This is a genomic window from Leptospira borgpetersenii serovar Javanica, assembly GCF_003046425.1.
Taxonomy (GTDB): Bacteria; Spirochaetota; Leptospiria; order Leptospirales; family Leptospiraceae; genus Leptospira; species Leptospira borgpetersenii.
In genome coordinates this window covers 1-22,500 of sequence record NZ_QAJG01000028.1, presented here as the reverse complement: position 1 = coordinate 22,500, position 22,500 = coordinate 1, and the positions used below count along the sequence as shown (strand labels likewise).

Here is a 22,500-nt window from a genome sequence, read left to right as displayed (position 1 = left end):
GTTGCAAGATCCAATTCTTGCCAGAACGAGGCAGCACGAACTCGAACTTTCTTTGGAAAGTTACGCTCTGGAGAATTTTGAAATTTCCGTTCGCACCATAAGGGACTTGAGAAACTTTTCTTCGGATTACAAGCCGCAACCCACCGATTCGGAGAGATGGTACTTTACGATCGCGAGATTTTCCGGATACTTTGACTTTTTGGACGGTTTTCGACCGAAGCGTGTGTCCTTACTCGAAAAAAAAAGAAGTTTCTATTCCGGTTTATTCCTAAACAATGATTACGTACATCATACTCCCAAGGCAAAACCTCTTTACAACAGTTTGACCGCTTCCTACAAGATGGGAGGTTTTACTCTTCCGCTGGTTCGTCTGATCCGAGAGTTGGAGTTAGGAGGAACCTGGTATCACGTTTATAATAGTCCTATTCTAGACGGTTATAGAGTGTTCGTAAAGGCAAATGTGGATTTTACGAGATATTTGGGAATCGAAGCGGAATTGGATTCCAGGGTAAGTCAACCTTGGAGATACACGAATCAGGTTGGAAATACGTACGATACGTTTTATTCTGGAAATGACCCGACCGCTTCGGTTTCTTCGATCAATTTGGAGAGAACGACTCTTCAAAAGGATTTACTCGATGGAACCGGAGTCAACGGGAACAGAGCCGGACAAAACACCGCTTTGAATATCAATCGTTTTATGGGAACGATCAAATACAATCTTCATACCGCAAACTTCAGATTAGGATACAGTATGGATCTTCGTTCGGTTCCGGGGGGAAGAACGGACGGGCTTGTTTCCTTTTATGATCAATCCGTATTTTTCTCGATTTCGATCACCGACTTTACTTTGGGTCAACAGGATTCTTCGGAACTGACAAGAGTTCGTTTGTTTAGATTCCGAAAACGCCCTTTCCAAGCGGGTGACAGCGCAGGAATTTCTTCGGAGAACCCTTGATATGTTGAAGGAAAGAAATCAAACATTCAAACTGATCTTCACAGGTTTAGATTTTGCGAATGCTCTATTTAGCGGGATGCTGGCGTTCGTATTCCGATTTTATTTTTTGGACGAAAACGGAACGGATCGCCGTTACGTGGACGTGGAAAGTTATATTTTTCTTTTTTTTATGTTGGCGTTTTTTCAGGTCATTGTGTTCATCGCGATCGATCTTTATCATCCGAGAAGAGGTCTTTCTTTTATCGACGAATTTTTGACGATCGTAAGCGGAGTGTTTCTTAATCTTGTATTGGTTCTTGCGGTTTTATTTTTCTTTCGGGGAGATTTAGGAAGCGAACGATTTTCCAGATACGTGGTTCTTGCGTTTGCGATCATCAACATTCTGACTTCGGGTACTCTCCATTATACGGCTAGGATCGTGTTGCGGGTTCTTCGTAAAAAAGGATACAATTTAAGAAGTGTTTTGGTAATAGGGGTTTTTGAAACGGCCAAACGTTTTAACGATGCGGTCATCAAACACGGAATTTACGGTTACAAAGTTTTAGGATTCGTCCAAACCAAAGCCGTAAAACCGGTACGAAAAGATATGAAAGTGATCGGTAAGGTCGAAAATATCTGCCGGATTCTGGAAAAAGAAAGACCGGACTTGGTCGTATATACTCTCGAACCTTCCGAGGGCGATTATCTCAAGGAAGTTTTGGACGCATGCGATCACGAAGGAATCGATCTCAAGATCGTTCCCGGATTCCAGGAATTCATCAAGGCTCGGGGAAGAGTAGAGGAGATGGAAGGACTTCCCGTAATTTCGATCCGGAACATTCCGATCCGATTGGGTTATAATAAATTTATCAAAAGGATTTTCGATCTTATCTTTTCTGTTCTTTTCATATTATTTTTTTCTCCCTTTTATCTTGTGATGGCTTTACTCGTAAAATTGACTTCACGAGGTCCCGTGTTTTACTATCAAGAAAGAGTGGGATTGGACAATAGAAAGTTTAAGATGATCAAATTTCGAACCATGGTCGTTCAGACTAGGAGTCAATCCGAAACAACTTGGACGGTTCAAAACGATCCGAGAGTCACGAGCGTTGGAAAAATTCTCCGAAAACTTTCCTTAGACGAAACTCCCCAGTTTTTCAACGTCCTTTTCGGAGATATGTCGGTTGTGGGGCCGAGACCGGAACGTCCTCATTTTGTGGAAAAGTTCAAGAATGATCACAGACATTATATGAGAAGACATGCCGTTAAAGCCGGAATCACGGGACTTGCTCAGATAAAAGGACTTCGGGGAGATACTTCGATCGACGATCGGATTGCTGCCGACATCTATTACATCGAAAACTGGTCTCTTTGGCTCGATCTCAAGATTATTCTACTGACTCCTTTTAAAGGAATCATGGACAAAAACGCATACTAAAACAACTTTGGACGCAAGGGGAGAATCATGAACCTGAACGAAGATTCTTTGCGAAAAATCGCCGAACTCTCGCGTTTGAACATCCGTCCTGAGGAAAAGGAAGCAACTCTTCGGGACTTTAACAAGATTTTGGAATACGTGGATCAAGTAAAAGGTCTGGACGTAAGTTCGATTGGAGACGACGAGATTTACTTTCGGCATGAGAATTCGATTCGTCCGGATCTTGTGGGTCAACATCTTTCTCGGGAAGAAATCGAAAAGTTTGCGCCTTCCTTTCAAAACGGATATTTCGTCGTCCCTAAGGTAATCGAAACATGAACGAAATATTAAGAAAATCTTATGCTGAGCTTAAATCCTCCTTAAACTTGGGAAAAATTTCTGCGACCGAACTTGCAACGGCTTGTATCGAAAGAATTAAGGAAGTGGATGGATCTGTGAAAGCTTTCCTTTCTTTAGATGAAAAAAGAATTTTGGATGCCGCTTCGGAAAGCGACGCGCGCAGAAAGTCGGGGAACCCTCTTTCCGAATTTGACGGAATGCCGATTGCAATCAAAGACAATATTTGTGTCCGGGACTCGATCACTTCCTGCGCCTCAAAAATATTAGAAAATTATAAATCTCCGTTTCATGCGACCGTGATCGAAAAACTGATCGCAAAGGGATTCGTACTGATTCCGAGAGCGAATATGGACGAGTTTGCGATGGGAAGTTCCACGGAAAATTCCGCGTTTCAGACGACTCGAAATCCATTTGACTTGGAGAGAATTCCGGGCGGTTCGAGCGGTGGCTCGGCGGCGGCAGTTGCAGCTTCGATGGTTCCATTGGCTCTCGGTTCCGACACGGGAGGATCGGTTCGTCAACCCGCTTCTCTTTGTGGGCTATACGGACTCAAACCTACTTATGGAACGGTTTCCCGTTACGGATTGGTAGCCTATGCTTCCAGTCTCGATCAGATCGGGCCTTTTTCGAAAGAATTACAAGGTTGTATCGATCTGTATTCGGTGATTTCCGGAAAGGACGAAAGGGATTCTACGTCTCTCAATCATCCCGGTTTTTCCGCCCCTTGGGCTCCCGATTTTAAGGGATTGAAAATCGGTACAATCAAAATGACTTCGGAGATACAACCCGAAGTCGTAAAGGCATATGAAAAAGTCCTCAATCAGTTGAAGGAAAAAGGGGCTACATTAATTGAACTTGATTTTTCCAAATTCGATTTTGCGATCCCGATCTATTACATCATTGCCACGGCGGAATGTTCTTCCAATCTTTCTCGTTTTGACGGGATTCGTTTCGGATCTAGAAAGGACAAAACCGGAAAACTCGAAGACCTTTTTGTCGATTCTAGAACGACAGGATTTGGTTCCGAAGTAAAACGAAGAATTTTACTCGGTACTTTTTCCCTTTCCGCGGGCTACTACGACGCGTATTACGGAACCGCACAGAAGGCAAGGGTACTCATTCGTAAAGAATACGACTCGTTTTTCTCCAAAGTCGATTTTATCTTGCAGCCTACTTCTCCGACGACCGCTTTTAAAGTCGGAGAAAAAACGAAAGACCCGATTCAGATGTATAAGGCGGATATCTGGACCACGAGCGTGAATCTGGCGGGAATTCCCGCAATCAGTGTTCCGATGGGAACGGACGAGAAGGGACTTCCGATCGGACTACAAATCACCGCTCCTCATTTCCAAGAAGGAAAACTTTTCGGAGCGGCTCAAGCCATTGGTGCATTAGAAGATTTGAATATTAAATTTCCGGAAAATATTGGATGAGTAATTTAACGGCAAGAGTCATCCCCTGCCTGGACATCAAGGATGGACGGGTAGTAAAGGGGGTTAACTTTGTCGACCTTGTGGATGCGGGAGATCCTGTGGAATCCGCTGGGATCTACGAGGAAAACTTAGCGGACGAACTCTGCTTTTTGGATATCACCGCGTCTTCCGACCGAAGGGAGATTCTGCTGCATCTTGTGGAAAGAATCGCCGAGAAAATTTTCATTCCTTTTACGGTAGGAGGTGGAATCCGAACTGTAGCCGATGTCAAAGCTGTTTTGGAAAAAGGAGCGGATAAGATTTCGATCAACACCGCTGCTTTTCAGAATCCGGAGCTTTTAACGCATTCGTCCGAAATATACGGGTCCCAATGTATCGTTTGCGCGATCGATGTGAAGTTTCAGAAAGAAAGAGATCGATATGAGATCTTTTTACACGGAGGACGAACGGAAACCGGGAGAGAGGCGCTTGATTGGGCTCGGGAAGCTGTCGGAAGAGGAGCTGGTGAAATTTTACTTACGTCTATGGATCGGGACGGAACTAGAAACGGATTCGATATCAACCTTCTAAAAAGTTTTTCTTCGTCCCTTGAAATACCGATTATCGCTTCGGGTGGGGCGGGCAATCCGGAACACATGGTGGAAGCGATCTTAAGAGGAAAGGCGGATGCAGTTCTTGCGGCTTCCATATTTCATTTCGGAGAATATTCCATCCGCGAAACGAAAAGAGCCATGCAGGAAATGGGAATTTCCGTTCGACTGGATTGAAGAAATGAACATTTATCTCTAAAAGTTATACGCTGAAAGTAACTTTTCAGTTGTGTTACTTTTTACTAATTTACAACTTATGATTAATGCTGAATGGATTTTGAATTGTGTCCGAATAAATTGGACCTAACAGGGGAGAGTCGGATACGTTGTTTGTCTTTTGTAACTCCTTTTATGGGAATTTTATCGCGTTACTTTTTTCCGAATCCAATCCTACTCGAAAACAAATGAATTCACCGAATTTTAGGAAATTCGAATGTTTCGTAATCTTCAAGTAAAGCGAAAACTTTCACACTTTTAGGATTGGTAGGGCCTTGTGAAAATGGAGGCCCATTTTGTTTTGTTTGTTATAAAGCGTTAATGACTGCTAGCACCTCTTCGAAGTATGAGTTTCTGGAAGCTGTGTTTGGGTGACTGCTAAACGATAGTTGGTAGTGATCTAAATCCTTAACGAATTGTTTCTCGGCCGGTAATTTTGAAGACATCTTGGCGCTTGTGCTAGTCACCATTCCGTCGTTTTTACCAGCAAAACTAGGATTTCCATTTTTCAAAAGATCGCAACCTATGATGAAAACTGATCCCGACCCCGGATGTCCCTGACAAACACTCATTTCTCCGTAAAATGCGGTGATTCGCGAATCTTTGGAAGATTCTGCAAGAAGCCGCTCTAAATATGGGTTCGAAGCACCGACTATAATTTCGTTATCCGGGACCTGATACGATGTGCCTAACGCGTTTGTGTAAGCGAGATCTCTTCCGCCAGAGGTTCCGGTCACAAAACCAATCAGTTCCCCTAATGTTCCAAGTTCTCCCCGATAACTGGAAGAGGCAAAGGGGGAGCCAAAATATGGGGCACCCAAACTGACCATGAAGTCGATCACGTCATTCGTATTTTTGGGATGATAAAGGGCCGACCTACCTACGAGTCCACCCATGGAATGGGCGAGCAGAATCACCTTGTCGTCGGAAGTGAACACTGCGTTTAATTTTTCGAGAAGTCTTCTTGCGTTGTTTTCTACGTAGTCCGAGGTGCGATATGTGAAAACGTAAAGTTCGTAAGAGGATTGAACTCCGGAAATATTCTGAGAATACATTTCCAAGGCGTCGTCCCAAATTTTTCTGATATTTTCAACTTTCTTAGCTTTGCTCGTTGGAGGTTGAAAATCTCTTTCCTCGAAGTCCCAGCCGTGAATCAAAATGATTTTAGGTTTGTCTATTTTTAAATGTGGAGCGGCAGTCACGAACTGATCCAACGTGAAACTGCTTCTCGAAACAATGGAAGAGATCGAAATGAATTTGTAGAGTTCGTGATTTAATTCGTCCCAAAACACGATTCCAAAATTTTTCAACAATTCATTTGTTGCTTTTTTGTCTTCGGAGTGATTTTTACAGAAGAAGAACTGGCCGAAACAAAGAAGAATCAAAAAAAGTCTATAAAAAAGTCGAGTTGGTTTCATATCCTTTTCACGATAGAACGAAGAGAAATGAGAAAATGCAAGTGAAAATTTTAGAAATTAATCTTGTTTTTTGTATTTTAATTTGAATATAAGATAATATACTTAAGTATATTATGATTATAGTACATGTTACTTAAGAACTTGTCCCCAAACCTGAGAAAAGAAATCGGCTCCAAAAGTTCGTAATAAAGCGAAAACGTAGGAGTTCCCACGGATCATGGCTCTTTGAACATTTACGGACGATTTTTATACGGATATAGAAGACTTCGCAAAATCGGGCTTAGAGCCGGTATTGTTGGCTTTTTAAGAAAATGCACTATTCTAACTTTTGAAAAAATCTGATTGCAATATACGTCCGAGCGGTAATTCGAAAGGGTGTTCGGTTGAATTTGACGAAGGGAGATTCTTTTATGTTTGATGCTCGGATCCTTCGTAAATGTTATTTGTAGAAATTGTATCCGTATCGCTCAAACCTCACAAAAAAAAGATTATTAGAGTCCGATTTATTTTCAACAAACTTGAATGCCGAATTATTATATTCTTTTTTTTTTTAATGTAGATTGATTTTTTCCTGTGAAAGTGTTGATTTGAAGAAGAAAAATGAGCCAACGGGATTCTCTTTCATAATCATCTTATCTATTTATGTGGAATTATATTCTTTCTATTTTTAATTTGGTGCTTATTTTTGTTGGGGTAGATGACTTCGAAAAACGTTTAGGATCCTATGTTGAAATTGCAAGCTTCAGGATTCTTGGGAGGATAAGAGGGAATTTTGGATAAAAAAATATTTCCTTTTTTCTTGGAAATTTTCTTTTTAGTCGTTTTCTTCTTTAGAACTTGTCCCAAAACCCGGATGTAAGAACTCCTACGAGAGTGTTCCAACGATAAAATCCGTTAGAAAAGCCATAAATCACCGATCTGCGTGAATTTCCACGTTCTATTACGAACTTATGAAATGATTGTGCTGATTTCTTTTAGAGTCTGTCCCAAAACGTAGGAACAATTGCGGCGATCCGCGAGGATTCCGATAAGATCGAATGATTTTGGGACAAGTTCTTTAGGGTGATTGGGACAATTTTCTTCTCTGTTTTTCTGAGAGACTTTCCTTTATGAGCGACCGTAAAAGCGAGATGCTTTCGTTTCCCCCACCGGCATTCTTAATTCTGTCGAATCAAGAATGCCATACTAGAAACTGCCTTATATTCAAGAATCATACTAATCTATGGATCCCAGCATAATAATTGCTTTTGCATTTGTTATGTCGAACTGGCTTTAAATAGAAAAAACAGAAGAAGTTGGTGAAATTCTTTAAAAAATCCTGTTAAAGATCGTCGAACGGGACGAAATCGAAGAAATTTAGAATATTATAAAAATTGAATCTGTGGAACGAATGAGACCATCCTTGTAGATATTCCTACTGAGTGTTGATGACGGACAAAACCTCGTTAAAATAAGCATTCCTGGAAATCGTATTCACATGATTACGGAACGAAAGTTGTGCATGATCAAAATCCTTAGGGAATTGTTTTGCTCCCGGTAATTTGGAGGACATCTTGGCGCTTGTGGAACTTACGATTCCATCGCTTTTATTCGCAAAACTTGGATTTCCCTCCGATAAAAAACCGCAGCCGATGGTATAGATCGTATCCGAGCCTGGATGGTTGTTACAAACGCTCATTTCTCCGTAAAAAGCGATTATTTTCGAATCTTTGGAAGATTCTGCGAGAAGCCGTTCCAGATACGGATTAAAAGCTCCGTTTATGTACTCGTTCGGAGTCGGAACCTGATACGATGTGCCTAACGCGTTTGTGTAGGCGAGATCTTTTCCACCTTCACTTCCGGTCATAAATGCGATTAAGTCGCCTAACTTTCCGAAATTGCCTTGATAGCTAGAAGATGCAAAAGGTGAACCTAGATAAGGAGTTCCCAGGGTTACGATCAAGTCGATTACGTCATTCGTGTTGTTTGAATGGTAAAGGGCGGATCTACCGACAAGTCCACCCATGGAATGAGCGAGCAAAATTACCTTGTCGTTCGAAGTGAACACTGCGTTTAATTTATCGATCAGTCTTTTTCCGTTGTTTTCCACGTAATCCGAGGTTCGATACGTAAAAGCATAAAGTTCATAAGAGGATTGAACGCCGGAAATATTCTGAGAATACATTTCCAAAACGTCATCCCAGGTTTCTCTCAAATTCGTTACCTTACTGAATTTATCCGTAGGGGCTTGGGTATTCTTTTCCTTAAAATCCCAGCCGTGGATCAAAATGATCTTGGGTTTGTTTTCTTTCAATCCGGGATTTACTAATATGAATTGGTCCGCATTGAATTGACTTTTTAAAGTGAAAAAAGGGATTGGAACGAACTTATAGAGTTCATGATTGAATTCTCCCCAAAATAAGAAGGTCAAAGTTTGCAAGATTTCTTCCGCCATATTTTTCTTTTTAGTTAGGTTCAGTTTGTCCTTAAACTTATTCCAGGATAAATCGGCGCACGAAGTGAATAAGCTGAAGCAAAGAAAGAGTCCGAAAAATTTAGAGAGGATTAGAAATAATTTCATACCTTTCAAGTAAAGGCGAAAGATCGAAAAATGCAAGAGATAATTCTTAAAATTAAACGATGATTGCAAAAGATTACGAAAGCAGAACGGGAAACGAAGTTTCAAAAAATCGAATATTTCATTTACGATTTACGATTCGGTCCAAGACGATTCCGGTTGCAACAGTGACGTTTAAAGAAGAAAGATTTCCGTGCATGGGAATTCGAAGGACAAAGTCCGATTTTTCCAACAGGATTCTTTTGACCCCTTCTCCTTCGTTACCCATGAGAATTGCGAGCTCTTTGAGTTCCGGAAGTTTGGACCAGTTTTCCGTTCCTCGGTCGCTTGTGGACACAATCCAATAGCCGTTTTCTTTTAAGAGTTCCAGAGTGTTTGCAAGATTTTTGACCGTGAAAATTTTTAGGAACGAAAGTGCACCCGAAGAAACCTTCTCTACTACGGGAGTGATTCCCGCCGATTCCCTTTCGGGGAGAATGATGTTCGTAACTCCGAAACACTCTGCGGTTCTCAGAATATTTCCCAAGTTCCCCGGATCTTGGATTCGATCCAAAATGAGAAAGGTCCCCGGTTTTTCAGAGAGGTATTCTTCCAGATTTTTTTTGTCGGAAATTTGTTGTCTAAAAGGACTTTTGAGAGCGACTACTCCTTGGTGATTTCTTCCGGGAACGAGCGAGTCTAATTTCGAACCGGAAATCCTATGAACTTTTACGAAAGAAGGAAGTCGGTTTAATATTTTTTCGACGATATCCGTTCCCGGATTCTCTTTAACATACAAATCGGTAAAAGGAAAAGAATGTTCTTTTCCAATATGGGCCTCCGTAAGTTCGATAAGAGTCCGTTTTCCAAAGATGTATTCCGATCTGGTTATTTTCTCCTCCAACGGATTCCATCCTTCGTGTCTTCGATCAGAATGCCCTGAGCTAAAAGTTGGTCTCTAATCGCGTCGGAACGTGCAAAGTCCTTATTCTTTCTTGCAACCTGTCTTTCTTGGATAAGGGAATCGATTTCCGAATCGATTAGAGGATCTTTTTGGGATTCGAAGTTTAAGATTCCGAATATACGATCATAATATGCAAGAATTTGAATGAATTCCTTCGCTGAAATTTCCGCAACTCGATTTTTTTTCGAATCAAGAAAGGCGTTTATCGTTTTTAAAGATTCGAAAACTACGGCTAAAGCTTTAGAAACGTTTAAATCGTCGGCCAAGGACTCTTCAAATTCCTTTTTCCATCTTAGGGTAAGTTCGTCATTAAACGAATAGGACGGGTCTATTTTTACGTTTTGTGCTATGTCCAAAAGACGGTCCAAGCAATTTTGGATTTTTCTAATATTCGCCGACGCTTCCGCGATTCGATCCGTAGAAAAGTTCAGCTTAGAACGATAATGGGCCGAAATCAAAAGAAAGCGAATTGCTTTCGGATCCAAACCCTGACCTACAAGATCGCGTAACGTATAAAAATTTCCCTTGCTCTTGGACATCTTTTGTCCTTCTACCAGCAGATGTTCGGAGTGAAGCCAGGTTCTCACAAAGGATTCTTCGGGAAAGGCCCCTTCTGACTGTGCAATTTCGTTCTCGTGGTGTGGAAACAAAAGGTCGACTCCGCCCGTATGAATGTCCACGCCGCTTCCGTAAATCTTGCGGATCATCGCGGAACATTCCAAATGCCACCCTGGTCTGCCGGTGCCGACTGACGTTTTCCAGGAGGCTTCCCCTTTCCGTTTCGGGCTTTTCCAAAGAACGAAGTCTCTCACATCTTCTTTATCGTATTCATCCGTGTCGTAGCGGGTTCCGGTTTTCATTCCGGACGTATCAATCTTGCTGAGTTTTCCGTAACCTTCGAACTTTTGGATGGAGAAATAAAGGTTCTCGTCTTTTTCATAAACGAGTCCTTGGTTCTGCAATTTTTGGATGATCTGGATCATCTCCGGAATCGATTCCGTGGCTTTGGGGTAGTGTTCTAAAAATTCGGCGGAAACGGTTTTTAAATCTTCGAAGAAGGCTTCCGTCCAAGGGGTCGTAAATTCTTGGATGCTTTTTTGGGAGGCGATGGAATCTCGGATGATCTTGTCGTCGATATCCGTGATGTTCATCGTCATATCCACGCCGTATCCCAAAAGTTTGAGGGATCTGCGCAAAACGTCTACAAAAAGAAACGCGCGTAGATTTCCGATATGTGCGAAATTATAAACCGTAGGACCGCAGGAATAAACAGTCACTCGGTGCGGATTTGCGGGGGAGAATTTTTCTTTTTTACCCGAAAGGGAATTGTAGAACTGGATCTCTATCATTCGGGAAAGAAAATTTCCCTCACAAATTCTAAATTAGCTCCGTTTTGTTTATCGTCTTTTAGGCCGGCTTCGTTTCCTTCTGTGGGATAAACTTGCATCCTCTTGTCGCAACTCAGGTGATTGAAGAATGCGAATACGGATTTGGGATGAGAGATTTTATCGTCCATCCCGACGGAAACCAGGGTTGGAATTTTGATCTTCTTGGAGAAGTTTATGCTATCATAATATGCTAAACTTTTTTTCATCGCGGTTTTTTTGATTTTGGAGCTGTTCAGTTGGGCGTTCAGCTCCTTCATCCAACTTTTTTCAAGTTTGAGTTGAAGATCGTCTATATGGCAGAAGTTAGGAGTTTCTAAAATCAAACCTTTGATCCGGTTCGTATAGGCCGCGCCGAAAACGGCAAGAGAGGCTCCCATGGATTTTCCAAAAAGGATGATCTTATCTCCGTCGATCCCGTCGGTAAGTCTTAAGAATTCAATAGTGCGAATCACATCCAGATACAATCCTTTCATGTAGAAAGAATCCTTTCCGTCCAGGCCCTTTGTGAAATAACCGGGAGTCCAATCCGGGTCGGGGATTTCCCCTTCTTTGAGTAGAGGGCGAACCAATTGAGAACCATGACCTCTGAGATTGAGGATGAGCTGAGCGACTCCGTTTTCGGTAAGTCCTTTGATGATGGCAGGTCTGTCTATTCCGTAGTCGTGAAAATAAACCACCACGGGAAGATCTCCTCGTTTTCGAGGGATTACAAGGGTTCCTGTCAAGGTTGCATTTTGCCAAGATTGAAAGGAAATATCATAGATGGTTTCTTTGATAATCGAGCCTTTGAGGAGGGCCTTGGATTGTTTTTTAATCGGAAAGTTTTTTAAATCCCGGATTGCCTCGGACCAAAATTCGTCGAGATTGGTAGGGCTGTGAAGCTCCGGATAAGTTTGAAAACATTCGTCAAAACTGATCGCCATCTGGAAACATCGTTTTCACTGAACCGGTGGTGTAAAGTGTTCTTTTGAGGAATAAAGGGTCTGTAGAAGAAGTACTGCAATTGTCATCGGGCCGACTCCACCCGGAACCGGAGTATAAAAAGAGGAATGATTTTTTGCCTTGGAAATTTCAATGTCTCCCACGTTCCCCGGGTTGTAACCTGCATCCAAAAGAACTGCACCTTTGGAAATCCAATCAGCCTTGATGAACTCCGGTTTGCCTACTGCCCCGACGACGATATCTGCCCGACGAACGATCTCCGGAAGATTTTGGGTTTTGGAATGACAAAGTGTGACGGTTGCGTTCATTTCCGTGAGAAGCATCGCCATCGGTTTTCCCAAAATCGGAGAACGTCCAACTACGACAGCGTTTTTGCCCGAAACGTTGATACCGTGTTCTTTCAGTAAAAGAACGATACCGTAGGGAGTACAAGGAAGATAGGTTTCCACTCCCATGGAGAGTTTTCCGAAAGAAAGAGTAGTGACTCCATCGACGTCTTTGCGGAAAGAGATTCGATCGAAGGCGGCTCGTTCGTCGATTTGAGAGGGAGAAGGATGTTGAAGTAGGATTCCGTCGATGTTCGGGTCGGCGTTGAGTTTGTCTATGACCGAGAGTAATTCTTCCGTCGTCGTCTGTTCTCCCAATCGGATCATTTCCGAACCCATCCCCACGCCATGGCAGGCTTTGATTTTCATGGAAACATAAGTTTCGGAAGCGGGGTTGTTTCCGACTAGGATCGTCGCAAGTTTTGGAATCTTAAGATTTTTTGTTTTTCGTTCCTCGATTTCGCGGCGAATTTCATTTCTGATTTTTTCAGAGAGTTTTTTTCCATCTAAGAGAATCGGATCCATACTTCTCAGGATTTAAGGTATATCTTCTCTGTCAGGTAAAAAATATCCTTTCCGGTGAAACCGAAAGCGTAAAATGAGTCTATGTCTGAAATACCGATCGTTAGTAATCATGATTTGGAAAAATACGTGGATCGTAAAGTTGTCGTCCAAGGTTGGGTACACGGAATCAGAGGAAGCAATGCAAGGCAGTTCATCTCGCTAAGAAACGGTGGAAGAATTTTACAAGTTCTCGCGGAAAAGGAAATATTAGGCGAAGAAGTTTTTCAAACCGTAAAACATCTCCGTCAAGAAACTTCCGTATCTGTGGCGGGAACTTTGGTGAAAAACGAAAAATCATCGGTCGGGTTCGAACTGATAATGGATCGGATTCGAATTGTAGGGGAATCCGAAAATTATCCGATCACTCCGAAAGAGCACGGGATCGATTTTCTAATCTCTCAGAGACATCTTTGGTTGCGTTCTTCCAAACAATTGGCGATCCTTCGGGTAAGAGACAACCTTTCCTTTGCGATTCGTAAATATTTCCACGAACGGGATTTTCTTTTGATCGATACTCCGATTCTTACCGGGTCAGTAGGAGAAAGTGCCGGAACATTATTTTCCGCGGAATATTTCGATCTTGGGAATGCGTATCTTGCTCAGACCGGGCAACTTTATTTGGAAGCGGCGATTTTTGCGCACAACAAAGTATTTTGTTACGGGCCGACTTTTAGAGCCGAAAAAAGCAAAACGAGAAGACATTTGACAGAGTTCTGGATGGTGGAAGCGGAGGTTGCATTTGCCGGTCATGCTGACAATTTAAAATTGCAGGAAGACTTCGTTAAAACCGTCATCAAGGAAACGGTTCAAAATTCTTTACAAGATTTGAAAGTATTGGGAAAAGATCCGACTCCACTACTTGCATATCTAGAAAAGGATTTCCCGGTGATCGATTATACAAAAGCGTTAGAAATTTTGAAACTTAAGGGAGAGGATATCGTTTGGGGAGATGATATCAACTCCGAAAGAGAACAGATGCTAACGATGGAATTCGGAGGTCCGATCTTCATCCAAAAATATCCGAGAGAAGCAAAGGCGTTTTATATGAAGGTGAATCCGGATAATCCAAAGACAGTTTTAAACGCGGACTTAATCGCGCCTGACGGAGTAGGGGAGATCATCGGAGGGTCGGAAAGAGAGGAGAATTACGAGAACATCATTCTTAGACTCGAAGAGGAAAAACTTCCCGTGGAATCTTATGATTGGTATTTGGATTTGAGAAAATACGGTTCGGTTCCTCATTCCGGTTTTGGGCTCGGTTCGGAAAGGATGATCGCATGGATTTGTGGACTTCAGCACGTTCGAGAGTGTATCCCATTTCCAAGAATGATGGAAAGATTGTATCCCTGATTTTTTTCGGGTATTTTCTCCGGCTCATCCGATAAGAAAAAGAGAGGTATCGTATGGGCCAGAATTTAGCAGTATCCAATCCGTCTTCCATCGAAGAAACCGCTTGGGAATTATTCGAAACGGGTTCTTACGAGGAAGTGATCGAGATCGCAAAAAAGAATCCGAATCACGCTTTTTTAAATCATCTGAGTGGGATTGCCGGATTTGAATCCGGTTCCGAATGCGAAATAAATTATTTTCTCAAAGGCTCTTCCGTACTGACACCGCTGTTGGAAGCTTATCTTCTCAAAGAAGCGGGAAAATTAAGGGAGGCCGCAAAAAAGTTTCATTCGTATTTTAAATCTTCTTCCGTTCCAATCGCGTATTCAACTCTTAGAACTGGGATTCTCGTAAGCGAAAATGCAGTGGATTTCAAAACGGTCTTGGATTTAATCTCCGTTTACAAAACCCGTTTCTCGGACGATTCCTTTTGTAAGGCGGAGTTTTTTTCCAACTATCATCTTAGAAGTTACAAAGAAGCGATTCAAGTTTTTGCGGAGAATGCAAAACGTCTTTCCGAGGAAAGAGACGTTATGGGTGCGTTGGGACTTGCTCTTGTTTATATTGGAAAATTCGACGAAGCGAAGTCCGTTCTCGAGAAAATTCCCGGATATGAGGAACTTCCCACTTTTGACGAAAAGAAAAAAGAATTCTCCGAAAAGATAGCGAATATTCCCAAAATGGAAGCGAAACGAAAATCCCTTTCTATGCAGGAATTGATCGATTTAGGATTTGCTTATCTTTTTTCGGAAAACTTTCAGAAGGCGGAAGAAGTTTTCAGAGAGTTGGTTGCGACCCGGAGTTAAATTAAAAAGTTGAATTAGATTATAGGAACAATCTAAATTTTGTCGTAGTTCCTGACTTATAGCCTCGCTTCACAATCAAAGAATCATGAGAATTTCTTCGACGCCTTAACGAAGAACAACAATAAGTCGGTCATTTATGGTAAGCCATGAGTGCTTACAGAATCGATTTGTATAAAATCACCTAAATCTTAACGTAAGACAGTGATTCGCAACTCGCAATACTCCTTACCAATGAGCGATATAACGTTGAAATTGGTAAGGAGTATTGCACGTTCGTGTAATTTTTGAGTTTATGCGTATGTCAGTTGAGATTGGCGATTCTCAATTGTAATACGATTGGAGAGAAGGATTGCCTTGGATTCCAAGTTGTATTCTTTGGCGAGAATTCCCTTTTTTTCTTTGGCTTCTCCTTTTAGTCTTGAAGCGCCTCTTTCTAAAAGGAATCCGATTAAAACCCGCGCAGTGGACTGGACCACCTCGAAAGCGACCTCGTCCCTTGTGGAGGAATTTTCGATAGCGGAATAGGATTCTACGATTTTTTCAAGAGCCTCTTTGTTTTCGTTTAACAAAGAGGAAACACTGATTTTGGAGAATTCTTCTTCGAAATACTGGCGTAAATGTCCCTTTGCAGACATGCCGGATACGATCCCACCGATGGCTGCCACGATTTGGAGTTGTGTTGTTCCTTCGTAGATGTTTGTGATTCTCACGTCTCTATAGATTCTGGAAATGTCGTAGTCGTAGGTAAATCCCGCTCCTCCGTGGATCTGAAGACCGTCGTATGCGATCTTATTTGCGGCTTCTGTAATATAATACTTAGATAATGGAGTAAAAAGGTTCGCCAGTTTTTCCCATTTACGAATCGTTTCATCTTTTTTGATATCACGTTCGCCGATACCTTTCTCCTTCATTCTTTCCGACTTCCAGTGATAAAGATCGATGGAACGGGACGCTTCCAGCAGAACGGCTCTCATCCCCGCGATTTCGCGATCCATACAGGAAAGCATTCTACGAACGGCGGGGATATTTTGGATCGTTTTTCCGAACTGTTCTCTTTCGGAAGCGTATTTTTTCGCTTCCATATAAGCCGCCGTAGCGATTCCCATCGCTTGAGCGGCGATCGAAAGTCTTGCACCGTTCATCATCGCCATGGAATAACGAATCAAACCGTAACCTTCTTCTCCGATAAGAATTCCGGGAGAGTTTTCATAAACTACTTCGCAAGTCGGAGAACAGTGAAGCCCCATTTTCTTTTCGATTCCTGCGATAAAAACGTCGGAGCTTTTTACCAAGAAGAAGGAAAGACCGCGGGCTCCGCTCGTGGGAGTTCCGGTTCTTGCAAGAGTTAAAATTACCGCAGGAATATCTCCGAACCCGCAACCGTGCGTGATGAAACGTTTGGCGCCTGTGAGTCTCCAGACTCCGTTTTCGTCTTTTACCGCCTTGGTTTGAAGATTCGGGAGATCCGATCCGTAGTTTGGTTCGGTCAAAGCCATTGCTCCGAAAACTTCTCCGTTTGCCATTTTAGGAACATATTCTTTCACCATTTCTTTGGAACCGAAACGCTCTATGGTTTCTGCCAGGTTGAGACATCCGAGTGCGATTGCAAAGGAGCCGTCCGCTCTGGAAAATACTTCCATCATCATAGTTTGAACGGTCGCGGGAATTCCGAGTCCTCCATGTTTTCTTCCGATGCTATAGGGGAGAATCCCGGCGTCTTTGACTTGGTTGATTCCTTTGGCCATCGAATTTGGAAACGTGACCTTTCCGGAAGAATATTTCAGACCTTCTATATCCATATCCTTTGCAAGTGGTGCGATTTGTTTGCCCGCGATATCCCCTCCAGATTATAAAATAGATTTATAATATTCTAATGCATCTTCGTAAGATCCTGGTGCCATTGCCAGGGATTCTTTTCCGGTTTTTTGATATTCTTTATGATCCTCAAAATCCCCTTCGAAGCCGTCTATGATTTCCTTCCAGTTTACGATGGATTGGAAGTTTTCCTGTAAGTCTTGATTTTCTAAAAAGTAATTATTCTCGATCATTTTAAATCCTTTATAAACTTTTGTTCCAATGCGTTTAGTTTCTTTACCACTCAGGGTTTGCGTTGTGCTTATGGAAATCGAAATTCTTTTTATCGAACGGCGTTTGGACAATCGAAATCGATTTATTTTTGAATCTTTATCCGTTCTCCGAAGAAAGTTTCGACAGGAATTTCGATTTTGAGAGGTGAAACTCTTCTTATTTTAATCCACAAATTCGATTTCTTTCAAGAAGAATCGGGTACATTGGAGGATCTTTCTACAACTTCGATAAAGGCCGTACAGTTCGATTGACGGTTTCACTCTGGAGGAATACTCAATTCAGCCTGCTTTGAAAAGGACTTTTCGTACTTGCGAATGGCTCTAAAAAAATTCGAGACATGTTATCTCACCTAACTGGAGCGTTGATCATTGAGGTTAAAAAAGCCTTTCTTAGGAAGTTTTCAAAATGACGGGATCTTTTCTTTTTTCAAGAAATCGAACGGAATCTATTTTGGATTGAGTAAGAAAGAGGTTATTTTCAATTTTCTAAGAAAAGAAAAACCTTTTTACTTCGGAAATTTGAAGCGAATGAATTTGAATGCTAATACTATCAGAACCCGTCGAGCGCCAATAGAAGCGAGACGCTGAGTTTCTCGAGCGCCAATAGAAGCGAGACGCTTTAGCTCCCAGCTTGATCTTTTGGTAAAGCAGAAAACTAAAGTGTTGCTTCTCTAAGGATCGTTTTTGCAGTCTTTGGGATACGCCGTAAACGAAAAAGCCACCTTTCGGTGGCTTTTTACCTATAAAACTGTTGAATTCTAAGTAAGATGATTTACTTAGTCGCGTCGGAAGCAGCTTTTTTCAAAGATTCTTCGGCGGCGATAGCTTGTTTTTGCAGTTCTTCAGGATTTGAGTGGATCAACGGGCTCACACCTGGAATACCTGGTGGAAAAAGCAGACCAACAGATGCAACGAAAGATCCTTTCACTTCACCTGGTTTGTAGGTAGTGAAAGAAATTCTGTAAAGACCTCTTACTAAAAGTTTTTTAGTATCGATGTTTTTCAGATCGTCAAAAGATTTTGGAGGATTTGGGATCTTGATTCTAGTAAGAGAGTTGTATTTATTGTGTCTCTCTTCTTTATAAGTATCATCACCATCATCATCATCGTCCAATTTTTGAACGGGTTTTGCTTTCGCAGCTTTGGCGATTTGGTCAGGCATAATCGCCGACATTCTTTCTACACGGATCCAGGTATCAAACCAATGTGGCATTGATTTTTCTTCCGGGGTTGCCGCTTTGAAAGCATCGCTTACTAAGTCTCCGTCGCCTGGTTCCCCGATTTCGCCTGTTGGGGAAATCATACGAACTCCCATTTCAGCGATTACAGCTGGGATCCAAACATAGAGATAGTATGCTTTTTTGTTTCCGTCGACTAAACCGTCCGGCGCTTGTCCTGGCTTTACATATCCGTAATAGTTGATCACAGATCCATAGGGAAGGAACGTTTTTACGGTTTCGTTTGTTCCTGGAACTGTGCTCTCGCTCAGAACAAAAGAGCTTTTAAGGCTTGGCAAACCACCGAACGCACCACAAGCGGTAATGCTTGCAAAGAGTGCAGCGGAGATCGCCAAAATCGAAAGTTTTTTCATAGACTCTCCTTAGTTAGAAAATCACGGTATGAACCTAGGAATTTTTTGTAAATCAATATTGGATAATTTTTATTCGAAAGCACGTAATTTAAATTATAAGCGAATTGGGGCAGAGGTTTTGGAAGAAACGGAAAGAATGTATTTTTCATTTAAAAATGGTCTTCGTTTTTTGATGTGGGAATTTTTTGAAAACTCAAGTATCAACCCGATTTGGAAAATACGGGTTTTGTTATTTTTTTTGAAAAAATCTCTTTAACCAATCGAACAAGTCCAGAATCCACGATAGGATTCTTCCGAAAATGGTTGTATAAGAATATCTTTTCAATAACTCCCGAACTCTTTCTTGTTCTTCGGAAGTGAATTCTAAACGAATGTTGTTTTCTTCCGCCTCGATCTGGACCCTTTCTTTTTTATTTCGGATATCCACGATTCGAACTTCTACGTATTCCCAGCCGAGGGTTTTTACACTTTGGAGCCTTCTTTCTCCGGAGATTAAAGTGTTGTTTAAATCAATCAAGATGGGATGCAAAAGTCCTAGTTTTTGTATGGATTCTTTCAGAGAGCCGAGGTCTCCCAAATCTTTACGAATGCGATTTTTTACTTTGATGTCTGAAACTCGAATTTTCATGGTTCTCAAAAATATTGTGAGTGTCTTTGCTTCAATTCAAATCTAATTCAAGCCGCTCTAATTTGTTCCGGGATGGAAAAGGAACATGTCTTGGATCTTCTTGACACTGAAGGAATCCGTAGGTTTTTGGGATCAGAGCGGGTCTTCCCGTCAATTTTCACCTATCAGGAACAACAGATGTCTTTGAAAGATTTTATTTTTACTTCGGAATCAGTTGGTGAAGGCCACCCGGACAAGGTCTGCGACCAAATTTCCGATGCGATTTTGGACGCATACCTCGAACAAGATCCGAAATCCAGAGTTGCTTGCGAAACCCTAGTGACCACAAACTTGGTCGTGATTGCAGGTGAAATTACAAGTAAGGGAAAGGTAGACGCTCAAGAAATTGCAAGAAATGTAATTCGTGATATCGGTTACAATGATATTACCATGGGTTTCGACGCGGACTTTGCCGTCGTTTCCGCTCACGTTCATGCTCAAAGTCCGGACATCTCTCAAGGGGTTACCGAAGGAGAAGGTCTTTTCAAAGAGCAGGGAGCAGGGGATCAGGGTTTGATGTTCGGTTTTGCGATTAATGAAACTCCGGAATTCATGCCGATGCCGATTTATTATTCTCACGAGTTGGTAAAACACTTAGCCGGACTCAGACATTCCAACAAATTGAAATTCTTAAGACCGGATGCTAAATCTCAGGTTACGGTAGAATACAAAGACGGGAAACCGGTTCGTGTAGATACCGTCGTTATCTCCACCCAACATTCTCCCGACGTGACTCATAAACAAATCGAAGAATCTCTCATCGAAGAATGTATTAAGAAAGTAATTCCGGCAAATCTTCTCGTTAATACGAAGTATTTCATCAACCCGACTGGTCAGTTCATCGTAGGCGGTCCTCATGGAGACGCGGGCCTTACTGGAAGAAAGATCATTGTAGATACGTACGGTGGATACGGAAGGCACGGGGGGGGAGCGTTCTCCGGTAAGGATCCTTCCAAAGTGGACCGTTCTGCCGCTTATATGGGGCGTTATATCGCAAAGAACGTAGTTGCTTCCGGTCTTGCGGACAAATGCGAAGTACAACTTGCATATGCGATCGGGGTTGCGGAACCGGTTTCGATTCACGTGGACACATTCGGAACAGGAAAAATCTCCGAGGAAGAATTGGTCAAAAGAATCCGTGCAAACTTCAAGCTAACTCCGAGAGGAATCATCGAATCTCTGAAACTTCTCGAAAAAGGAAGAAAGTATAGAGAGACTGCATCGTATGGACATTTCGGAAGAAAAGGGTCCACATTCACTTGGGAAGAAACCGATAAAACGGTAGCTTTAAAAGGATAAAAAAATGGGAGCTCCAAGCATATCGACTGCGACAGAAAAAGCGACTCGTGATGGTTATGGAGATGCACTGCATGAGCTGGGAGTTTCCCGTCAGGATGTAGTCGTCTTGGACGCAGATCTTTCCGGTTCCACGAAAACCAATAAGTTTGCAAAGAGCTATCCGGATCGTTTTTTCAACGTGGGTGTTGCCGAACAAAATTTAGTTGGTCATGCCGCGGGGCTTGCGCTTTCCGGACTCGTTCCGTTTGCTTCTTCCTTTGCGATGTTTCTTTCCGGAAGAGCCTGGGAAGTCGTTCGTAATAGCGTAGTTTATCCGTTTTTGAACGTGAAGCTCGTGGCCTCTCACGGTGGAGTGACTGTAGGGGAAGATGGGGCCTCTCATCAATGTATCGAAGACTTTGCAATCATGAGAGCCATTCCGGAAATGACTGTGATTTGTCCTTCCGATTACAACGAATGTAAGCAGGTAATTCACACAATTGCGGATTATAAAGGCCCGGTTTATGTTCGAGTGGGTCGTCCCAATGTTCCGGTGATTGAAAGAGAGAATTACAAATTTCAGATTGGCAAAGCCGAAGTGATGAGAGAAGGCAAAGACATTCTCATCATTGCGAATGGGGTTCTTGTCAGCGAAGCTATGAAAGCTGTGGAGGAACTTTCCAAGGAAGGGATTCATGCGACACTTCTAAACATGGCAACAATCAAACCGATTGATAAAGAAATAATTTTAAAATATGCGAAAGAATGCGGCGTTGTAGTGACTTGTGAAGAGCACAATGTAATCGGCGGGCTTGGTTCCGCGGTCAGCGAGTTTCTATCCGAAGAGTATCCGATTCACGTTTTGAAAGTAGGAATGAAAGATCAGTTCGGAAAATCGGGAACTTGGAAAGAACTTTTGGATTATTTTGGGCTTCGTTCTAAAACTATCATAGAAACCGCAAAAAAAGCGATTGTTCTCAAAAAATAAAATTATTGATAATTTAAAAGAATTTCATATGTTTTTTTCTTTTTTTGATAGAGGGAAGAATTTTGTGAAGGTTCTTTTAGAGAGAAATTTTTTTATTCCTATTTTCTTGGTAAAATTGGCGAGATGGCGAGCACACAAACTCCTGACTTAGATGAGATTACCTCCACAAAGTCTACGGGAGGACCTTGGAGGGTGGTTCTTTGGGACGATAACGAGCATACCTACGAATATGTTATCGAAATGCTCGTGGAAATTTGTATGATGACTGTCGAAAAGGCGTTCTTGCATGCAGTTCAAGTCGATCAAGAAAAACGTACAATCGTTTTTTCCGGGGAGTTCGAGCACGCGGAACACGTCCAAGAAAGAATTCTCACCTATGGAGCCGATCCGAGAATGTCCAACTCTAAAGGTTCCATGAGCGCTACTCTAGAAAAGTAAGATCAGGGAAAAACAATTTACTATCTCCCATTTTTTTCCGAATGCGGTTTGAAAATCTTTGGTTCTTTGATTAGATTAAGGTGAGTTCGGTGTAAGAAGATTCATTTTTCTGAAAGAATTCGGGATCTGAACTTTATAGATGGATTCCTAAAGTGGGGGAACTAC

18 protein-coding genes and 1 pseudogene (1 of these 19 only partly in view) are annotated in these 22,500 nt (G+C 42.1%); 10 read left to right on the top strand and 9 right to left on the bottom strand.

Annotated elements, in window-relative coordinates; all coding sequences use genetic code 11:
• The 5 genes in view from CLV95_RS16225 to hisF are tightly spaced (at most 27 nt apart) and all read left to right on the top strand, a layout consistent with a single transcriptional unit that may run on beyond the window.
• Positions 1–958 carry the end of an LPS-assembly protein LptD gene (locus CLV95_RS16225; protein WP_016762545.1) on the top strand. It extends 2,027 nt beyond the left edge of the window, so only the last 958 of its 2,985 coding nucleotides appear in the window; its start codon lies beyond the left edge, outside the window; it ends in the stop codon at positions 956–958.
• Between the two features lies 1 nt (position 959).
• A complete protein-coding gene (locus CLV95_RS16220; protein WP_002733844.1) occupies positions 960–2,375 on the top strand; it encodes an undecaprenyl-phosphate glucose phosphotransferase in 1,416 nt (471 codons plus the stop codon).
• Between the two features lie 27 nt (positions 2,376–2,402).
• Complete coding sequence (gene gatC, locus CLV95_RS16215; protein WP_002730784.1) at positions 2,403–2,693, top strand: Asp-tRNA(Asn)/Glu-tRNA(Gln) amidotransferase subunit GatC; 291 nt, start codon at positions 2,403–2,405, stop codon at positions 2,691–2,693.
• The gene (gene gatA, locus CLV95_RS16210; RefSeq protein WP_002733798.1) at positions 2,690–4,147 is read left to right on the top strand and encodes an Asp-tRNA(Asn)/Glu-tRNA(Gln) amidotransferase subunit GatA; all 1,458 of its coding nucleotides are present in this window, start codon (positions 2,690–2,692) and stop codon (positions 4,145–4,147) included. Before gatC ends, gatA begins: the two co-directional genes overlap by 4 nt.
• On the top strand, positions 4,144–4,914 hold the full coding sequence (hisF, locus tag CLV95_RS16205; RefSeq protein WP_002730840.1) for an imidazole glycerol phosphate synthase subunit HisF: 771 nt from the start codon (positions 4,144–4,146) through the stop codon (positions 4,912–4,914). Before gatA ends, hisF begins: the two co-directional genes overlap by 4 nt.
• A 347-nt stretch (positions 4,915–5,261) precedes the next feature.
• Here the strand turns inward: hisF and CLV95_RS16200 are convergent, their stop codons facing one another.
• From CLV95_RS16200 to folD, 6 genes are all read right to left on the bottom strand, one after another.
• A complete protein-coding gene (locus CLV95_RS16200; RefSeq protein WP_002730828.1) occupies positions 5,262–6,371 on the bottom strand; it encodes a lipase family alpha/beta hydrolase in 1,110 nt (369 codons plus the stop codon).
• Between the two features lie 1,414 nt (positions 6,372–7,785).
• Positions 7,786–8,931: an esterase/lipase family protein gene (locus tag CLV95_RS16195; protein ID WP_078313292.1), complete on the bottom strand. Its 1,146-nt coding sequence runs from the start codon at positions 8,929–8,931 to the stop codon at positions 7,786–7,788.
• 118 nt (positions 8,932–9,049) lie between these two features.
• Positions 9,050–9,811 (bottom strand): 23S rRNA (guanosine(2251)-2'-O)-methyltransferase RlmB, encoded by a 762-nt coding sequence (gene rlmB / locus CLV95_RS16190; RefSeq protein ID WP_002730830.1) that lies wholly within the window; start codon positions 9,809–9,811, stop codon positions 9,050–9,052.
• Positions 9,796–11,220 (bottom strand): cysteine--tRNA ligase, encoded by a 1,425-nt coding sequence (gene cysS / locus CLV95_RS16185; RefSeq protein WP_002730737.1) that lies wholly within the window; start codon positions 11,218–11,220, stop codon positions 9,796–9,798. The genes rlmB and cysS overlap by 16 nt, the downstream gene beginning before the upstream one ends.
• Entirely contained in the window at positions 11,217–12,182 is a 966-nt protein-coding gene (locus tag CLV95_RS16180) for an acetylxylan esterase (RefSeq protein ID WP_002733820.1), read from the bottom strand. Before CLV95_RS16180 ends, cysS begins: the two co-directional genes overlap by 4 nt.
• Positions 12,183–12,197: 15 nt before the next feature.
• On the bottom strand, positions 12,198–13,052 hold the full coding sequence (gene folD / locus CLV95_RS16175) for a bifunctional methylenetetrahydrofolate dehydrogenase/methenyltetrahydrofolate cyclohydrolase FolD (RefSeq protein WP_002730806.1): 855 nt from the start codon (positions 13,050–13,052) through the stop codon (positions 12,198–12,200).
• An 81-nt stretch (positions 13,053–13,133) separates the two neighbouring features.
• Here folD and asnS point away from each other — a divergent pair, with 81 nt between their 5' ends.
• Positions 13,134–14,441 carry an asparagine--tRNA ligase gene (gene asnS / locus CLV95_RS16170; RefSeq protein WP_002733813.1) on the top strand — a complete coding sequence of 436 codons (1,308 nt, stop codon included), beginning with the start codon at positions 13,134–13,136 and terminating at the stop codon, positions 14,439–14,441.
• A gap of 53 nt (positions 14,442–14,494) precedes the next feature.
• Positions 14,495–15,286, top strand: coding sequence for a tetratricopeptide repeat protein (locus tag CLV95_RS16165; RefSeq protein ID WP_002730773.1), 792 nt, complete (start codon positions 14,495–14,497; stop codon positions 15,284–15,286).
• Between the two features lie 290 nt (positions 15,287–15,576).
• Here CLV95_RS16165 and CLV95_RS16160 read toward each other — a convergent pair.
• From CLV95_RS16160 to CLV95_RS16140, 3 genes and pseudogenes are all read right to left on the bottom strand, one after another.
• Positions 15,577–17,334 (bottom strand): annotated as a pseudogene (locus CLV95_RS16160) (acyl-CoA dehydrogenase family protein).
• An 811-nt stretch (positions 17,335–18,145) separates the two neighbouring features.
• Positions 18,146–18,964, bottom strand: a complete 819-nt coding sequence (gene lipL32, locus CLV95_RS16150) for a major surface lipoprotein LipL32 (RefSeq protein ID WP_002730746.1) — start codon at positions 18,962–18,964, stop codon at positions 18,146–18,148.
• A 229-nt stretch (positions 18,965–19,193) separates the two neighbouring features.
• Positions 19,194–19,592, bottom strand: a complete 399-nt coding sequence (locus CLV95_RS16140; protein WP_002733830.1) for a ParB N-terminal domain-containing protein — start codon at positions 19,590–19,592, stop codon at positions 19,194–19,196.
• 177 nt (positions 19,593–19,769) lie between these two features.
• Between CLV95_RS16140 and metK the strand changes: the two genes are divergently transcribed.
• The 3 genes from metK (at position 19,770) to CLV95_RS16125 (ending at position 22,335) form a co-directional block, all read left to right on the top strand.
• Entirely contained in the window at positions 19,770–20,930 is a 1,161-nt protein-coding gene (gene metK, locus CLV95_RS16135; RefSeq protein ID WP_002730931.1) for a methionine adenosyltransferase, read from the top strand.
• 4 nt (positions 20,931–20,934) lie between these two features.
• Entirely contained in the window at positions 20,935–21,897 is a 963-nt protein-coding gene (locus CLV95_RS16130; protein WP_002730863.1) for a transketolase family protein, read from the top strand.
• Between the two features lie 123 nt (positions 21,898–22,020).
• A complete protein-coding gene (locus CLV95_RS16125; protein ID WP_002733847.1) occupies positions 22,021–22,335 on the top strand; it encodes an ATP-dependent Clp protease adaptor ClpS in 315 nt (104 codons plus the stop codon).
• The last annotated feature ends 165 nt before the right edge of the window (positions 22,336–22,500 follow it).

Excerpts from the sequence above, each read along its gene's own strand:
- CLV95_RS16220 (WP_002733844.1), top strand. The coding sequence starts at position 960 with ATGTTGAAGGAAAGAAATCAAACATTCAAACTGATCTTCACAGGTTTA.
- gatC (WP_002730784.1), top strand. The coding sequence starts at position 2,403 with ATGAACCTGAACGAAGATTCTTTGCGAAAAATCGCCGAACTCTCGCGT.
- gatA (WP_002733798.1), top strand. The coding sequence starts at position 2,690 with ATGAACGAAATATTAAGAAAATCTTATGCTGAGCTTAAATCCTCCTTA.
- hisF (WP_002730840.1), top strand. The coding sequence starts at position 4,144 with ATGAGTAATTTAACGGCAAGAGTCATCCCCTGCCTGGACATCAAGGAT.
- CLV95_RS16200 (WP_002730828.1), bottom strand. The coding sequence starts at position 6,371 with ATGAAACCAACTCGACTTTTTTATAGACTTTTTTTGATTCTTCTTTGT.
- CLV95_RS16195 (WP_078313292.1), bottom strand. The coding sequence starts at position 8,931 with ATGAAATTATTTCTAATCCTCTCTAAATTTTTCGGACTCTTTCTTTGC.
- cysS (WP_002730737.1), bottom strand. The coding sequence starts at position 11,220 with ATGATAGAGATCCAGTTCTACAATTCCCTTTCGGGTAAAAAAGAAAAA.
- CLV95_RS16180 (WP_002733820.1), bottom strand. The coding sequence starts at position 12,182 with ATGGCGATCAGTTTTGACGAATGTTTTCAAACTTATCCGGAGCTTCAC.
- folD (WP_002730806.1), bottom strand. The coding sequence starts at position 13,052 with ATGGATCCGATTCTCTTAGATGGAAAAAAACTCTCTGAAAAAATCAGA.
- asnS (WP_002733813.1), top strand. The coding sequence starts at position 13,134 with ATGTCTGAAATACCGATCGTTAGTAATCATGATTTGGAAAAATACGTG.
- CLV95_RS16165 (WP_002730773.1), top strand. The coding sequence starts at position 14,495 with ATGGGCCAGAATTTAGCAGTATCCAATCCGTCTTCCATCGAAGAAACC.
- lipL32 (WP_002730746.1), bottom strand. The coding sequence starts at position 18,964 with ATGAAAAAACTTTCGATTTTGGCGATCTCCGCTGCACTCTTTGCAAGC.
- CLV95_RS16140 (WP_002733830.1), bottom strand. The coding sequence starts at position 19,592 with ATGAAAATTCGAGTTTCAGACATCAAAGTAAAAAATCGCATTCGTAAA.
- metK (WP_002730931.1), top strand. The coding sequence starts at position 19,770 with ATGTCTTTGAAAGATTTTATTTTTACTTCGGAATCAGTTGGTGAAGGC.
- CLV95_RS16130 (WP_002730863.1), top strand. The coding sequence starts at position 20,935 with ATGGGAGCTCCAAGCATATCGACTGCGACAGAAAAAGCGACTCGTGAT.
- CLV95_RS16125 (WP_002733847.1), top strand. The coding sequence starts at position 22,021 with ATGGCGAGCACACAAACTCCTGACTTAGATGAGATTACCTCCACAAAG.